General features: G+C 61.4%; 13 protein-coding genes. 12 read left to right on the top strand and 1 reads right to left on the bottom strand.

Annotated elements, in window-relative coordinates; genetic code table 11:
• Positions 1-237: 237 nt before the first annotated feature.
• From QQL78_RS19555 to QQL78_RS19520, 8 genes are all read left to right on the top strand, one after another.
• Complete coding sequence (locus QQL78_RS19555) at positions 238-1122, top strand: DUF1403 family protein (RefSeq protein WP_284376319.1); 885 nt, start codon at positions 238-240, stop codon at positions 1120-1122.
• Between the two features lie 2 nt (positions 1123-1124).
• Positions 1125-1739 carry an SMC-Scp complex subunit ScpB gene (gene scpB, locus QQL78_RS19550; RefSeq protein WP_067625277.1) on the top strand — a complete coding sequence of 205 codons (615 nt, stop codon included), beginning with the start codon at positions 1125-1127 and terminating at the stop codon, positions 1737-1739.
• Positions 1740-2032: 293 nt separating this feature from the next.
• Entirely contained in the window at positions 2033-4267 is a 2235-nt protein-coding gene (locus tag QQL78_RS19545; RefSeq protein ID WP_226562292.1) for an ATP-dependent nuclease, read from the top strand.
• Entirely contained in the window at positions 4264-6216 is a 1953-nt protein-coding gene (locus QQL78_RS19540) for a UvrD-helicase domain-containing protein (protein WP_284376312.1), read from the top strand. The genes QQL78_RS19545 and QQL78_RS19540 overlap by 4 nt, the downstream gene beginning before the upstream one ends.
• 216 nt (positions 6217-6432) lie before the next feature.
• Entirely contained in the window at positions 6433-7029 is a 597-nt protein-coding gene (locus QQL78_RS19535; protein WP_067627380.1) for a DUF6088 family protein, read from the top strand.
• The gene (locus QQL78_RS19530; RefSeq protein WP_284376302.1) at positions 7026-8051 is read left to right on the top strand and encodes a nucleotidyl transferase AbiEii/AbiGii toxin family protein; all 1026 of its coding nucleotides are present in this window, start codon (positions 7026-7028) and stop codon (positions 8049-8051) included. Before QQL78_RS19535 ends, QQL78_RS19530 begins: the two co-directional genes overlap by 4 nt.
• A 34-nt stretch (positions 8052-8085) precedes the next feature.
• Entirely contained in the window at positions 8086-8448 is a 363-nt protein-coding gene (locus tag QQL78_RS19525; RefSeq protein ID WP_284376300.1) for a VpaChn25_0724 family phage protein, read from the top strand.
• Positions 8449-9468: 1020 nt separating this feature from the next.
• Positions 9469-9807 (top strand): DUF736 domain-containing protein, encoded by a 339-nt coding sequence (locus tag QQL78_RS19520; protein ID WP_226562289.1) that lies wholly within the window; start codon positions 9469-9471, stop codon positions 9805-9807.
• 215 nt (positions 9808-10022) lie between these two features.
• Here QQL78_RS19520 and QQL78_RS19515 read toward each other — a convergent pair whose 3' ends face one another.
• Positions 10023-10631, bottom strand: coding sequence for a hypothetical protein (locus QQL78_RS19515; RefSeq protein WP_226562288.1), 609 nt, complete (start codon positions 10629-10631; stop codon positions 10023-10025).
• Positions 10632-11107: 476 nt separating this feature from the next.
• Here QQL78_RS19515 and QQL78_RS19510 point away from each other — a divergent pair, with 476 nt between their 5' ends.
• The 4 genes from QQL78_RS19510 (at position 11108) to QQL78_RS19495 (ending at position 16166) form a co-directional block, all read left to right on the top strand.
• A complete protein-coding gene (locus QQL78_RS19510) occupies positions 11108-11284 on the top strand; it encodes a hypothetical protein (protein WP_226562287.1) in 177 nt (58 codons plus the stop codon).
• A gap of 411 nt (positions 11285-11695) precedes the next feature.
• Positions 11696-12316, top strand: coding sequence for a helix-turn-helix domain-containing protein (locus tag QQL78_RS19505; protein ID WP_284376295.1), 621 nt, complete (start codon positions 11696-11698; stop codon positions 12314-12316).
• Positions 12309-14237, top strand: a complete 1929-nt coding sequence (locus tag QQL78_RS19500) for a relaxase/mobilization nuclease domain-containing protein (RefSeq protein WP_284376293.1) — start codon at positions 12309-12311, stop codon at positions 14235-14237. Before QQL78_RS19505 ends, QQL78_RS19500 begins: the two co-directional genes overlap by 8 nt.
• Positions 14238-14252: 15 nt before the next feature.
• Positions 14253-16166 carry a type IV secretory system conjugative DNA transfer family protein gene (locus tag QQL78_RS19495; protein WP_284376291.1) on the top strand — a complete coding sequence of 638 codons (1914 nt, stop codon included), beginning with the start codon at positions 14253-14255 and terminating at the stop codon, positions 16164-16166.
• The last annotated feature ends 2 nt before the right edge of the window (positions 16167-16168 follow it).

Raw genomic sequence — 16168 nt, 5'->3', positions numbered from 1 at the left:
ACGAGTCCACAGATTGAGCAAGAGGTCCGTCCACCGGTTAAATGGAAATTTCCTCGACGAGAGAGGCAATTTCGGCCGAATCCACCCATGAAACTAAAGCGACATTGAGACTGTGCTGCAGCTTATTCTAATATGTCCGATAATGCAAACTTATTGGACATAACAAATGAGATCAAGGTGGGGCGGTTATGGCGCAATTTTCTGGCAGAAAGCGCCGCTCTGATGTAGGCTTTAGGCATGACTTTTGCCCGGCCAGATCATTCCAGCGACCTCGACACGTTACCCCGGATGCCTGCCTGGGTCACCTCTGCCCGTGCCGAAACCCTTGAAGATGTTGCATTTTTGTCGGGCGCCGCGCTGAACCACCTGCATGTTGTGCTCGGACGCGCGGAGGTGCCCCAAGCCTTGTTGCGGGACCGGCTCGCGCTGCGCGCAGCGGAGGCTTGTGTCGCGTTCTCTGGCCGACCAGAGAGGGCAGGGGACCTGCGCGACGCGGTGCACCTACTGCGCCCCGGCGATCTTCCCGGACCGGGCGGTGAAACCTACCTTGCGTGGCGGCGCGCGGTGGAGCGGCCGGTGTCGATCAAGGCTCTGGGCCGAGCCTTGCCGACCCTCGAGCAAGGCCAGATCGCGACTTGGCTAGATGCGGGTCAGGGGGCGCCCGTTGGCCGAGCTGCGATGGTGCTCGAGGCAGTATTTCGCGCGGCACCGCGCGCAGAGGTTGCGGCGCTGATCCTTGCGGAGGCGGCCCTCGCCCAGGCCCTCGGTTGGGATCATCTCGTGCCGCTGCTAGCCCCTGGCCTGAAACGCGCCGACCTGCGCAAGCAAGGCGATGACCTTCGCTTGGCCTCTCATCGGGCAATCATCCCTTCAGTGATCGAGGCCGCCAGGCATGCTGCCGACCTCGCGCGTCGGGCGGCGCATCTGAAGGCGGTCGCACCCAAGCTGCGGGCCAAGGGGGCGGGCGACGCGGTCGAGATGTTCCTGACCCGCGATGCTGTGACGCCTTCGGCCTTGCCCTTGCCGGATCGCGCCGCGCGGCGGCTCTGCGACCGGCTGGTTGACCTCGGCGCGGTGCGCGAACTGTCCGGGCGCGACACCTTCCGGCTCTACGGAGTGTAGGGATGGCGAAGGATCGCTCTGACCCCGAATTGGATCGTGAGTTGCTCGACCTGCCGCCGGAGGCGCGCTGGCGGGAATGGATGCGCCGGATCGAGGCGGTGCTCTTTGCCTCTGCCTCGCCGGTGCCGCGCGACGACCTGGCGCGCGTGGTGGGGCAGGGGGCCTCGGTCGACCTGCTGGTCGAGGACCTTGCCGCCGATCTGGAAGGGCGGGCCTTCGAGATCGCCCAGGTCGCCGGGGGCTTGATGTTCCGCACGCGCGCCACCTACGGCCCCGCGATCCGCGCGGCGGCAGATATCGGGGACCAATTGCTGGACCTGAGCGAATTCGACGTCGCGGTCCTGGCCGCCATCGCCTATCACCAACCGATCACACGCGACGGGCTGAAGGACATCTTCGGTAAGGAGATCAGCCGTGATCTGATCGGGCGGCTGCATGCGCGCGACCTGATCGGGACCGGGCCAAGGTCGCCTCGGCGCGGCGCTCCCTACACCTTCGTCACCACAGAGCAGTTCCTCGTCGCCTTCGGGTTGGAGTCCCTGCGCGATCTTCCCGATCGGGAGCAGTTGGAAGATGCTGGGGTTGTGGCGGAAGCTTCACAAGTCGATTTCGGGTAACGCGTTGCCGATGCTGAGCGTAAAGTCCGCCGTTCGGATTATCGTTTCAGTATTTCTGAGCGAAGCCCCGTGCATTTATTAGCGGCAAGGCCTCCGGCGATACGCCTCGCGGCCGATGAGAAGTCGAAGCCCCACTATGCGATTTCCACCCCACCTCCCGTGAGTCTGCGAAGCGAATAGCCAGACAGTGAATAGTGGGAGAACCCTGACGGTTGAGCACGGCTACACACCCGCAGGACGAGTATATATAGAGAAACTATCGTAGCATTTCCTGCGAGGGGGACACCAAATCTATGAAGCTCACACGCATTGAAGTTTTCAATTTTCGAAAATTACGACGCGCCCGTCTGGATATGTCGGACAAACAAACTCTGCTCGTCGGGGCCAATAACAGCGGCAAGACATCGGCCATGAAGGCGCTGCGCAAATTCCTCAAGGATCGGGGCGGTATCGACGCGCGTGATGTTACAGCCTCAAACTGGGCCGCTATCGAAAAGATTGCGGGTACTTGGACACCGGAGGCCGAGGCGGATCTCAGCCCGCTCCAAGACCAGCTTCCGTTCATCGACGTCTGGCTCCACGCAGACAACTCAGAACTTCACCATGTCGCGCATCTGATCCCCACCCTTACCTGGACAGGTGGCCTGCTCGGGGTACGCCTGCGACTTGAGCCAAAGAACGGGTCGGACATCAAGGCGCAGTACCTGGCTGCACGAGAGGCCGCTCAAACGCTGCAACCCGGCGGCGCAACGGCCAAAGGGTTCGCGCTTTGGCCGCGCGATTTTCGGGAGTTTCTGGACAAACGACTGCGGGACCTATTCGAACTCAACGCCTATCTTTTGGATCCCATGTGCTTCACCACAACAGGGCCGGTGGAGCCGCATCCCCTGCCGCCATTGGCGGAGGGGATCGGTTCAAACCCCTTTGCTGGACTCATCCACATTCGTGAGATCAACGCGCAACGCGGTTTCGCAGACGCAGGGGACAGTAACGGCGACGACGATGAAGCGATGAGCGCGACTAGCCGCAAGATTGCCAGCCAGATACAGCCCTATTTCCGTAAACATATCGACCCCGAAAAGGACCCCACGCCGAACGATGTCAAAGCGCTCGAGGCAATCCATGATGCCGAAACCACCTTTAATGCCCGGCTCAAGGATGGGTTCGCTGATGCTATCAAGGAACTGGAAAGTCTCGGCTACCCCGGCGGGCTGAACAATCCGAAACTCTTCATAGCCACTCAGATCAAACCCGTTGACGGGCTCGATCACCCGGCTGCGGTGCAATACGACATCTCGGGCGACACATCCGGGGTGAAACTGCCAGAAGGCTACAACGGCCTGGGTTTCCAGAACCTGATCTCCATGGTGTTTCAGCTCATGCGTTTCCGTGATGACTGGATGCAGGTAGGAAAGTTCAAGTCAAAGGCGGTGACCCCAGACGACAAGGGTATCGAACCCCTGCAACTGGTGCTGATCGAGGAACCGGAGGCGCACCTGCATGTTCAGGTGCAGCAGGTGTTTATGGCTAGGGCACACAAGGTGCTGCGCAACCATAAAGATCTGGAGCAGGAGGGCTCGGCCTTTACCACTCAGCTGGTGGTGAGCACCCATTCGGGCCATATCGCACACGCCGCCGCGTTTGAGGAGCTGCGTTACTTCAAGCGCGAGCTGCCAAGTCACGGAGTTGTGCCCACGGCCAGTGTGGCGAATATGACTGGGCTCTTTGGTGCGGACAATGAAACCCATCGCTTCGTGACGCGCTATCTGCTGACTACACATTTTGATCTATTCTTCGCCGACGCCATCATCGTGATTGAGGGTGCTGCGGAGCGGATTCTGCTGCCGCATCTGATCCAGCATCACTACCCTGATTTGGCTGCAGCCTATCTGTCCTTTTTGGAACTGGGGGGCAGTCACGCGCATAGGCTGCGGCCTCTGGTCGAGGCGCTGGAAGTGCCGACGCTGATCATCACCGATCTCGACGCGGTGGCAGAGGTCAACAAAGGCGGGAAGGTCGTCAAAGAATCGGTCCAGCCTTGCTGCAGGGCCGCTCAAACCACCGCCAACCACGTACTAAAAACCTGGCTCCCCAAGCTGGCAGAGATCGATGCGTTGTTAGCCTCGCCTCCCAAGGCCCTGTGTCACACGGCCCCTGACCGCCCCATCGCCGTCAGCTATCAAACCTCGCAAAACGTGACACTTGGCTCGGTGTCCACGAACGTCACGCCCAGCACCTTCGAGGATGCTCTTGTTCTGACCAACCCCAAAGCCGTGACGGACGCCGCAGCGACAGAGTTCTCCTGCGTTATGACCCGTGCCTTTGCCAAATCCATCGCTGAGGCTCAGGCCCCTGAAGACCTCGCCAATGCACTCTTTGAAAGGTTGGCAAAAAGACCGGAAAAGGCCGCCTTCGCACTGGATCTATTGTACATCAAAGACATCAAAGCGTTGCGCGCGCCGCCATATATCGACACCGGCCTTACCTGGCTCGCGGGCCAGCTAAAGGGCGTGGAGGGCGCGGCATGACAGATATGACCGACGCTACCCGCGACGCGGGCGCTGACGCGACGATTCGCGAGTGCCTGTCCCTCGATCAGCCGCGCAGCTTCTTTCTCTTTGCCGGGGCGGGGTCGGGCAAGACGCGATCTCTCAAGGAGGCTCTTGAGGGATTGGACACACAGACCCTGACCACCTTGCGCAAACACAGCCGCAAGATTGCCGTCATCACCTATACTAACGCCGCCGCAGATGAGATCACACGCCGTATCAAGGCCGATCCGGTGTTTCAGGTGCAGACTATCCACAGTTTCGCCTGGTCGCTCATCGAGGGGCGCTCAGCTGATATTCGGGGCTGGCTAGAGAGCAACTTGCAGACAGAGATTGCCGAGATCCAAGCAGCCCATGCGAAGGGCCGTTCGGGCACCGACGCCCATGACAAACGCGAGAAGAAGATGGCCTCCAAGACGAAGCGTCTGGAGCGCCTGGCTGAAATCCGCGCCTTCACCTATGCGCCCGAGGGGGACAATTTCGGCCGCGATGCGCTGCAACATACCGAGGTCATTGCGCTCGCTGCGCATTTCCTGACTGAAAGCGAGACGTTCCAGAACATCGTCTTGGCACGCTATCCGTTCATCCTGATCGACGAGAGCCAGGACACGATGAAACCGTTGATGGAGGCACTTTTGACATTCGAGGCGCGCCATCGCGGTCGCATCGTCCTAGGGCTGCTCGGGGACACGATGCAGCGCATTTATACTGATGGTTTGCGCGATCTTGACCAGCGAGTGGGGGATTTTGCGCAACCGGCCAAACAGATGAACCACCGCAGCCGCAAGCGGATCGTGGACCTGGCGAATTCGATCCGGCGCGATGAAGATGGCCGCCAGCAGCGGGCGCGCGAAGATAAACCGGGTGGCACCGTGCGTGTTTTTCTTGCGCCGAGTGAAGGCACGGATCGAGCAACCTTTGAAGTTTCAACCTGCGTGGAGATGGCCCGCGTCACCGGAGACCCCGCGTGGCAGAACGCGGAGGCGATCAAGACCCTCACGATCGAGCGTCACATGGCCGCCGCGCGTCTTGGCTTTAGTGAGCTGTTTGAGCCCCTGAGCAAACCCGACAAGCTCAAGGACGGGTTTCGCGATGGCACCTTGCCCGCGATGCGGCTTTTCACCCACCGGGTCTTGCCTTTGGTGACGGCACAAAGGAATGGGGATGCCTTTGCCGCGATGGCAGTGCTGCGCGACGGCTCACCGCTGGTCGATAAGAGAGGTATCCGGACGGGGCGCGGAGGCCAGGCTACTGGCCTCGACGCGGCGCGGGCGGGCGTCGCAGCGCTGATGACGCTATTCAAGGACGAACGGGACCCGAGTTGTGCCGAAGTGTTAGCGGTCGTGGCCGAGCACCGGTTGTTCCCGATCCCTGACCAGCTTCGGCCGTGTTTGCCTGACGACAGTCCCATGGCCCAAGACATGGCCGACATCCTTGCCGAGCTGGACCTGACTACGCCCGAGGCCACACCGCCCGCCGAGACCGCTATCACTGGGGCTTGGACGCAAGCGCTTAAGGCGCCGTTTTCCCAAGTGGCGCGTTACCTCGCCTATGTCGAAGACCGCAGCCCATATGGCACCCACCAAGGGGTCAAGGGGCTCGAATTTCCACGGGTCATGGTGATCGCTGATGACGCCCACACACGCTTCAAGGGCCTTGCCTCCTACGAGACGCTGTTTGACGTAAAGCGCCTGTCCCCAGCCTCTCAGAAAAAGGCGGAACAGGGCGAAGAAACCACGATCGAGCGCACCCGCCGTTTGCTATACGTTACCTGCACGCGGGCTGAAGAGAGCCTCGCGCTTGTGCTCTATTCCGAGGCCCCCGACGCGGTCCGCAGGTTTCTGATCACCAACAAATGGATGGCCGAAGACGAGGTCGTGATGGCTGCGGCCGACGGGACCTTTCAGGAAGCTGCACAGCAATGCTGAACATTCAGTAGTGACCATTCTGGGCCGCTTATGTCGACCAGCCGTGTAAACCCGGTTGGTCATGATTTCCGATCGTCAAGAAGCGCCTCTTTATGCCCGAGTACTACAGGTGAGCTGCTTAATGTTGTGGTCTTTTCTTAACCAGCGTGAGCCGCGCAAGCCTCAGCTTGAAAACTGTCAGAAACTAATCTATATATCTGACACTAGGAGGCGAACATGCAAACCACATCTCAAGCGATCAAGGCCTATGCTGAAGCGCTGCCGGAGGGTGCGACCCTGTCGGCGCGGGAGTTGTTGCACCTTGGAGAGCGTGCCGCGGTGGACCAGGCGTTGTCGCGGTTGGTTCGGCGCGGGGAGCTCATGCGTGTGAAGCGCGGATTGTTCGCTTTGCCTGTGAAAACCCGCTTCGGGAACCGGGCGCCCTCGGTTGAGGCCGTGGTTGAGCACATTGCGAAATCAACCGGCGAACGCGTATCGCAAAGCGGAGCATCGGCAGCGAACCTGCTCGGCATTTCGACGCAGAATCCATCCCGTCAAGTTTTTTGGACCTCCGGGCCGAGCCGCCATCTGAAGCTCGGAGCGCAAAGCGTCGAGCTTAAACATGTGCCGAGCTGGCAGCTTCGTGCGCCCAACAGCCGCGCCGGGCACGCCTTTCGGGCGCTCGCCTATTTCGGCAAGTCTGAAGCTGCCCAGGCTTTGAGGCGTATCAAAGCGACGTTGAACGAAGAGGAGAAGCGCGAGCTTCTGAGCCTTCGAGCCTCTGCGCCAACTTGGATGGCCAAGGAACTTAGCGCGCTTGCGTCATTGCAATGACCGAAAGCCAAACCTATTTTTCGCTGTCGCGCGAAGACAAGATCGACGCGCTGGAAGTGGCCGCCTCGAAACTGGGGCGGCCCGCGGACCTGTTAGAAAAAGACATTTGGGTCGTTTGGGTCCTTAACGCCTTGTTCGACAGTGACCTTGGCGAACACTTGGTGTTCAAGGGCGGAACGTCGCTTTCCAAGGTCTATAAGGCGATTGACCGGTTCTCAGAAGATGTCGACCTGACATATGACATCAGGCAGATCATTCCCGATCTGATCAAGGATCCTGAAGATCCATATCCGCCAAGCCGCTCGCAAGCTCAGAAATGGACCGAAGCCGTTCGGGATCGCTTGGGCGAGTGGGTGGCGTCAAAAGTGGCCCCCATTTTGTCGGACAAGGTCAAGGCAGCGGCGCTCCCGGCAGAAATCCGTGTAGAAGGTGACAAAATTTATCTGGACTACGACGCGGTGCGCAGCGGCAGCGGATATGTTCGATCCTCGGTCTTGTTGGAATTTGGTGCCAGGTCCACAGGAGAGCCGGCACAACGTCACGAAGTAATTTGTGACCTCTCCCAAGCACTACCTGAGTTGCTCATGCCGATCGCCACGCCTCGTGTGATGATGGCCGAACGGACGTTTTGGGAAAAGGCGACAGCTATCCATGCCTATTGCTTGCGGGGTGCGTTTCGAGGCGGCGACCGCTATGCGCGTCACTGGTACGATCTGGATCGCTTGCAGGCTGTGGGTATCGCTGCTCGGGCGCTGGAGGATAAGCCGCTTGCCCAGGATGTTGCGAAGCACAAACAGCACTTTTTCCGCGAAACCGATCGTGCGGGCGCGACGATTAACTATGCCGATGCCGTCTCGGGGTCGCTTTGCCTGATCCCAGAAGGGGTGGCCCTTGAGGCGCTGGCCCAAGACTACCAGAAAATGCAGGAAGCGGGGCTGCTTCAGTCAGACTCCATCGCTTTCGATGACCTAATGGCTCGTCTGATGGTTCTTCAAGATCGGGCCAATAACCGAGCTGCATGAAGGAGACGGATTTGGTGATGGGCGTGAATCCTTTATGACATCGAACAATGTCGCGCCGATTGAAGCCATCAAAGAAACGCATCGAGCTTTGGCTGTTTTGCGGGCGCTCGAGCGGGCTCCGAGCTACCGTATGCATGAATTCGTCCTTTTGGATTGGCTCCGATTAATTGCGCTTGCAGCCACACGAGACGAACTCAATTCGACCGCCTGCTCACTGGAGTCCTTCGGCTTGGTGCGGCTGGGCCAATACGACGATAATCGGGTGCTCGAGCTGACTGAGCGCGGTCAAGATGTTGCGTTGGGCCGCGCCACTGCGGAGGGCGTTTTGCGGCCGGGGCCGGACTGCCCTTACTTATCCACTGCCGATGCCTCATGCACGTGTAGTCCTCTGAGCTGAAGGCTGTGCAATTGCGGACAGGGTCGGCTTAGTTCTTTGCAACATGTCGGATATACAACGGCAAAGGCCTAGCTCGAAGCACTACCGTCAAACCGCAGGAACTCCACCGGCGGTTCACCCAGTTTCCTTCGCGGCCAACCGAGTCCTTCGTGTGATGGTTAGGTCTTGATGAATTTGGCCCCTCCTGCCCTTTGGTCAGGACCGCGCCCTACTCGGCCGGCTGCAGGCAGCCGCCCTCCCCGAGCTGAAACGCCGCCTCTCCCTGCGCCGTGCCGCTGGCCGGGCAGTCTCCTCCGGAGCCAGCCCGCCCAGCCGTCGCATGGTCGTGGCAACGCTTCATCTCGGCTATTCGGTAACGGTCGCTGGGGCAGGCGTGTCACATCAGTGATCTCGTACCCCGCGTCTCGGCCGGTGTTGTTCCTCGCTTTGCTGGATATGCTGTTCTGCCCCGGCATCATGGGTCGCAAACGGTGTTCGGCGACCGCCGGATTGCGTTGGCAGCAGCTGGCATCAGGCCGGCGATGGTCGTGATGCGCAAATCGCAAGTTGTCGGGCTGCCGTAGAGGGTTCGTTCGAAATCCGAGTGGGCAGAGCACGGTATCGATTCTTCGACGGTATCCCTGCTGCTCTACCAGACAACACACATCGCGCTGCTACAGAAACCAGCCGTCGCGGCACGTAAGGCAGGGTCGGGCAAAGCTCTGAATCGTCCGAGTGCGAATCGGGGCAAGAGGACAGAGAAGACACCGCCCCCCGCAGCATCTCCCTCGGCTGTTCACCCAGGTTCCTCCGTGGCCGCCGCACTTCTCCCTTTGTCTGAGTTGCATGACATGCTGGTCGCAGCTGTCGTCCCGTCCACAAAGGTTGTCGCCGATCTTTTTCCCCTGCCCCTGCGGGCCATTCCTCGCGGATCAAAAAGACCGGCGCCTGCCCCTCTCCGCTGCGCTTCGCCTTCGGTGTGGCCGGGCCTTGGCCAGCTGCAAGGTGACCATCATTGCAACGCAAACAAGGAGAAGAGCAATGACCACGAACTGCATCAAATTCACCAGCGCCGACATCGAAACCGCCAAGGGCATCGGCTCCATCTCGACCCTGACCTTCGACCTCGACATCACGGTCGAACCCGTCGCGAGCACAAACCCGATGGCCCCCACGCACCGCGTCCTCGGCCGCTCCCCGCGCGGCAAGCTGGTCGAGTGCGGCGGCATCTGGAAGAAGCAGAACAAGGAGACCGGCGCTGACTACTACACGCTGAACATCCGCGACCACGGCTTCAACGCGAACCTCGGCAAGGCCGCAAACCAAGACGATCTGTCCCTGCAGGCCGTTATCCCCTGGGGCCCGAAAGACGCCGCCTAAGCCAACGGCCAGACCGCTCCGGCGGTCTGGCTTTACCTCGCGTCGAGGCGATTGGAAGGTCTCGACCAAAATCCGGTCATCCCCAAATGGGCCGCAGTCCCCGGCCTGATGTGATGGTTCCAACAGCTTCGCTATTTGAGACCAGAGACACCGTTCCAGGAGTGCCGGAGAATTCTCGCGGACACTGAGCGCCTTCGTTGGCGACGTAGATGACGTCACATGGGTCGCAAGCTGATCTTGGGCAGTGTTGGATCATCGGCATCGGAACGTCGCCAATAGTCTTGGCAAAGCTCGACGCCGGCAGAAGTCAGCTCGAAGCGATTTGCGCAGTTTGGGTCTTCTGCAAGCAATCCGAGGTCGATCAATGGACGCGCGGATCCGTCTGCGATGGAACGATCCCCAGGCACGCCTTCGCCCGTTTCGAAGCTCCATCGGTACTTTCCATCTTTGAGAAAACGATGGATCGCCCTCGGTAGAATTGTCGTGGTTCCAAGTCGCCTGCTGAAACCGAAGGACAATGAAGCAAGCGTCTCGCGTGGACGAGGCGGCACCTGTTCCCAAGTCAAACCGGATTTGATTGGCTCTGGGGCGATCCCTGCACCCGCAGCCACTCCGTCGAGAAACGCTTGCTTCAATGCTCGCTCAATCTCACCAATCGTGTTTTGCGAGTAGCCGTACTTCTTAGCGGCACGATCTTTGCCGATGATCTCGCGCGCGACTTCTTTGAACTCAGCGCGTCTCTGCGGGTCGATTGATTTTTGTCTGGCCATGACACAGACCTTGGCACCTGCATTGAGATCTTTCCAGATGATGAGGCGCTCCATTGCGCTCCGGACCGCCAAATCAGAAGTGTGTTCTTCCACATGACGCCCACCTCTGGCCGTACTGCCGCAAGAATTGCTGGTCTGCCCGCCGAGTGAAACGCACATGGTATTTCCCGCCGTCACCGCGTCCCTGCCGCAGATGTCCTGGGGCCAGAAAACACATCGTTGGCCGCGAGCGAAGAATTATCAAATCAACGCCATGCATCCAAGGGCAACGCCTCACGCCAGTGTCGCCGTCGCGCGCCTTTCCGTCGACCTGTTGGCCTTAGAGATCGCTAGCCCGGGGTCGAGCGGTCGGCAACGCCGGGGGCAGGTTTCTGGACGGCTGCGCCTTGAGCGCTGCGGTGCACCGCTCACAACAAACCTGCCCCCGGCGTGCTCCATTTCATTCCGCCCCGTGCCGGGTGCAGCCCGCTCTCATGCCCCCGGTCTTTTCCACGATCCGTCCAACGACGATCAACGGAAAGGATCACATCATGACACTCGAACAATCCATCGACCTCGCCGAGCTGCAAGCCGACATGGCCTTCGATGCCTACCTCGCCGCCTTCGATAAAGACGCCCATCCCGAGACCCTCGACAGCCTCGAGACCGAGGCTCTGATCGCCCGCAGCCGCTACGACGACCTGCGCTCTCTGGGACTGGGTCACTGACCCAGATACCCCTGCGGGTCTTCGGATCCGCAGGGGGCTGACGCTGTTCCTTTGAAGCCTCGTGCCGCCCTCAGAGGGTGTGATCCGCGCCATCCCGCGCGGGTCGTTTTCGTGCTCCTGGCGCCGATCCGTGACCGGCTCAGGCGTTCGGTTTGTCTTTCGTCACGTGCGTCTTGAACACAAGTTTCAGCAGATTTTTTCGACCAGTTTGCCACGCATCGATGAGGACGGTGGCGTACCATGCCGCGCCGCGACGCGGGGTCTTGACGGCGTCCAATGCCTGCAAAAAGACATGGTATGCAAAACGTAATATTGTGCAATGTGATTTATTGAAGTATAAGCGAAGGAGAGAAGGAAGACGTTGGCAGGATATGGCCAATGTTTGCACATTTTGTCCGAGGGGTCTGACCCGTGCCGAGGCCAGCGAAAAACCTGAAGCTTGAAGAGCGCATCGAAGTCGCGCGGCGCTTCGCGGCGGGCGAGAGCGCGAAGGAGTTGGCGGCGGCGTTCGGCATCTCCCCGCGCCACGTGAACCGGCTCGCGAAAGAGGAGGCGGGCGAGGGGATCGCGGTGCCCGATCCGAGCGAGACGGTGGCGTTCCGGGCAAGCCGATCCGAGCTGGAAGCCTTCGATGCGGAGTGGCGCGCGCGGGGCTATGCCAACCGGTCACAGGCGCTCAATGCGGTGCTGCGCGGACGGTGCGGATTTCTCGATGTACCCCGTGATCTGGTCGCTGAATTCTGCGCCGCGTGGCGTCAGGCGAAGGACGTGAGCGACGCCGGATTGGTGCTCGCCAAGGCGGTCCATCGCGGTCGGCTGGAGGTCTCGGAGGCGGATCGCGCGGTGCTGATCGAACTGCTCGATCTTGCGCAATCCATGAGCCGTGAGATGGGCCGGATGAAGGATGCGGCGCAGGCGCTGCGTCGTCAGGAGTGGCCGCAAAAGGAAGAAGGGCAGGGGGCGGAGAGCGCGGTTCTGGAGGATGGCCTGCGCACGATCGAGCGCGGATTGAGGCTCGTCAGGAATGGCTGATCCGCTCGCCCTCTATACCTCGGTCATGGGGCGGCTCTGGGAGGATGAGCGCGTCCGGGGTCAGGCCGCGGCGCGGATCGACGCGCGGCTGGCGGGGCGTCGGCAGGGGCGGAGTTTCGCGCGTGTCGGATCCATGTCGGCGCGCAACGCGCTGAAGGCGGCCTCGGGTCAGAGCCGTGCGGCGGTGTTCAAGCGTATCCGGGCTGGAGGCTGCAAGACGCGTGCTTCGCTCGGGGCGCAGATTTCCTACATCAACGACAAGGCGGTCTACACCTACTCGACGATGACCAATGCCCTGACCGATGCGGCAGTGCTTTCTGAAGAGCAGAAAGAGGACATCATCGAGGACTGGGCCGGGACCTGGCGCGGCTCGACCAAGCTCGGTTTCACCTCGCACATGCTGCTCTCGTTCCCGACTGACGTGACGGTCGATCAGGTCCGCGACATCGCGATGGACTGGACCGAGCATTTCTTCGAGAGCGGCGAATACGGCGACCAGTGGGACTATCTTCTCGCGGTCCATGACGACCGGGCGCACAAGCACGCGCACATCATCCTGAACAATCGCGGCGTCGAAAACGGCACCTGGTTTTCCTGTTGGGCCGAAGGCGTGATGTCGCCTCAGCTGATGCGCGAGAAGCAGGCTGAGATCGCAGAGCGCTATGGCGTCATGCTCGACGCCACCACCCGGCTCGAGCGCGGCATCTTCGAGAAGCCCGCCGGGATCGAAGAGATTTACCGCGCCAAGGAAGAGGCTCGCCTGCCGCGCGAGATCGTCATGACAGCCCAGGAATCCGCCATCGCGCAGGCGCAGGTGGTGGGCTTCGCCAAGGACTACAAGAACCTCGCCGACCTGCTGGACCGGATGGACCAGCGTCACATGGCACGTGCCGTACGCGGCTTGGCGGACGGGCTTGGCTCCGGCACGCCGTGGACTTTCACCGAAGGAGAGATAGACATGAAGGACATCAAGACCGTCGGTGATGCGATCGACTATTCCGAGCGCACGATCGAGGCGCTCAGGCTCAAGGCCGACGAACTGGACCCGGCCGAGCGCGCCGCGTTCGAGGCCAAGGCCGCGCCGATCATCGCGGATCTCTCGCAGATGGTGCCGGACCCGGAACTGCGCGCGCGGTTTGGCAAGCAGCTGGAGGAACCCTATCCGCCGGGGGCGGGCAGCGAGGTGCTGATCGCCGCGCTGCAGTCCGGCAATGACGAAGGGCTGCGCGACGTGCTCGAGCGCGCCGAGGAGGTGGGCATGGACAGCGAGGAGCTGGTGGCTCGGATTGCTGCGGGCGGCACGCGGAACTACGGCATGGCGCAGGACTGGGTCGAGCGGGACATGAACGCGGTGCTGGCCAAGGACGGTCTCAGCGTCGAGACGGCCAATGATGACCAACTGGATGCAGCCCTAGAAAAGGTCGACAGCGTGATGGACGCGCTGATGGAACGCGCCAAGGAAATGGGCGTCGAGATCGGCCGGACCCTCGCGGACGAGGAGGAGGCGACGTTGCCCCTCATCGACGAGGATGACCGGACGCCCAATCCCTACCTGCAGGACCTCGCCGACATGTTGCGGGACGGCAAGCTTACCGAGGAACAGGAAGAGACGGTCGAGCGGACCCTGCAATCCGAGCTCTTCAAGGAGTTGGGTGAGGAGGGCCTGGCCGAGCTTCGCCGTGGCAACTACGAGGTGCTGGACGCGGCCCTGCCGAGCAAGCTCGACCAGATCACCGTCACGCAAGAGTTCCTTGAAATGACGTTTGAGGAAACGGGTGACCAGGTCTTCACCGACCGCGCCGCCGGATTGCAGCAGGATAAGGCGACCGAGGTCGCGCGGTTGCGCGGCCAGCAGGAGGCGCAGGAGCTGGGTCGCGATCTCGGTCGGGACCGCGGTCTCGATGACGAGATGGAATTCTGAGGGGGGATGACCACCATGACCAAGACACTTCCCCTCTGGGCAGCACTTCTTTTCGGTGTGATCTGCGGCGCCGTCATCGGCACCATCGTCGCCGCCTTCTACCTGACCCTGGCTCTGAAAACCGGGTTCCAGAGTTTCGACATGTTGGCGCTCTGGAAGGCCAGCGCCGGCACCCGCGCGGCGCATCCCGAGGCCTTCAAGGTAGGCTTCGGTGCCGTCGGGCTCAGTTCCATCGGCCTCGGTGTCCTCGCTCTCGCCTGGACGTGGAAAAAGGAGAGAGACGATTACGGATCGGCGCATTGGCAGACCAAGGCGGAGCTGAAGAAGAACGACATGCTTCAGGCCCCCGGCAAGGGCTTTGTCTGCGGCAAGCTTGGCGCGCCGACTTCGAAGGCGGAGTTCATCTCCTCGACGATGATCCCGCATGTGATGATGGTCGCGCCGACCCGTGCCGGTAAGGGTGTGGGTTTCGTGATCCCGAACCTTCTGAGCTTCGCGGGCTCGGTCGTGGTGCTCGACGTGAAGGGTGAGAACTTCGAGAAGACCGCGCGGCTGCGGGCGCTCAACGGCGACGAGGTCTATCGCTTCAGCCCCTTCGACTGGGCCAACGCCACGCACCGCTACAACCCGCTTGCGCGGATCGCGAAGGCCCCGAGCTTCGCGCAGCGCTTCACCGAGGTCTCGATCCTGGCCGACCTCTTCCTCGACAAGGACAACAAGACCCTCGACACCTTCTCCGAGGCTGGCAAGTCGATCTTTGTTGCGGCCTGCCTACTGGCGATCCAGCGCGGCACGCCGAACCTTGGCGAGGTGAACAAGATCGTCGCCGGGGGCGAATACAAGAACGCCCAGTACAAGACCTATGCAGACGAGGCCGAGGAAGACATCCTGCGCGAGCTCTGGACCAACGCCGCCTCGGCCTCATCGCGGCTGCTGACCTCGAACATCCAGGCGCTGATGACCGCCGGTCTCAAGCAATGGGACAACCCGGCGGTGCGCTCGGCCACCGAGGCGAGCGACTTCGATTTCTCGACCTTCCGCAAGACCCCGCAGTCGCTTTATATCGCGGTGTCCGAGGATCACATCGCCACCCTCGCCCCGCTCCTGCGCCTTATGTTCGCCGATCTCATCGCCTCGATCCGGCTCAACGAACCGGGTCCGGACGAACCCTGGCCGGTCATGATGATGATCGACGAATTCCAGCAGATGGGGGCGATGCCCTATCTGGAGCGCGCGATTCATTCGCTGGCAAGCTATGGTGGCCGCGTCGCGATGATTGCGCAGTCGCTGGCCTCGCTCGACCGGATCTACGGGCCCGAGGGCCGTGAAAGTCTCGAGAACGGTGCAGGGTTGAAGCTCTACATCACGCCACGCGACCAGCGCACCGTGAAGGAGGTCTCCGCAGCCGTCGGCAGTACCACCCGCGAGGCCGTGACCCGGATGTATGGTCGCAACAAGGGGTTCCTTGGCGCGACCTCGACCTCGGCGCGGCTGGAAGAGCGACCGCTGCTTTCCGAGACCGAAGCGCGCCTGATGGACCCCGACGAGGTGATCATCCTCGCCTCGCCCCAGCATCCGATCAAGGCGAGCCGGATCAAGTATTACGACGATCCGTTCTTCAAGGAGATGTTGACACGCCAGGAGGGCAAGCCGTTCCCCTATCCGCCGAGCGTGCAAGGCGTGGGACCTTGGGGCGGCGATGGTGGTGACGAGACCGGCGCAGACGAGCAGGCGAAACCAGCCGACCGCGCGCCTGTCCGGGATAGATCGCAGCGGCGCGAGGCGCGGGCGATGAGCGTGATGGCGTTGGAGGCCGGGCGCGGGCAGCCCGAGCCCGAGACGCTCGAGCGGGAAGCTGCGGTGCCGAAGGAATGGGAGGCGGCGCTCGACCGGCAGGAGGATTTCATCGAGGAATTGTTGGGAGGGTGAGC

Source organism: Sulfitobacter pacificus (genome assembly GCF_030159975.1).
GTDB lineage: Bacteria > Pseudomonadota > Alphaproteobacteria > Rhodobacterales > Rhodobacteraceae > Sulfitobacter > Sulfitobacter pacificus.
The sequence above is the reverse complement of the archived record's forward strand: the minus strand, read 5'-3'. Positions and strand labels throughout refer to the sequence as shown.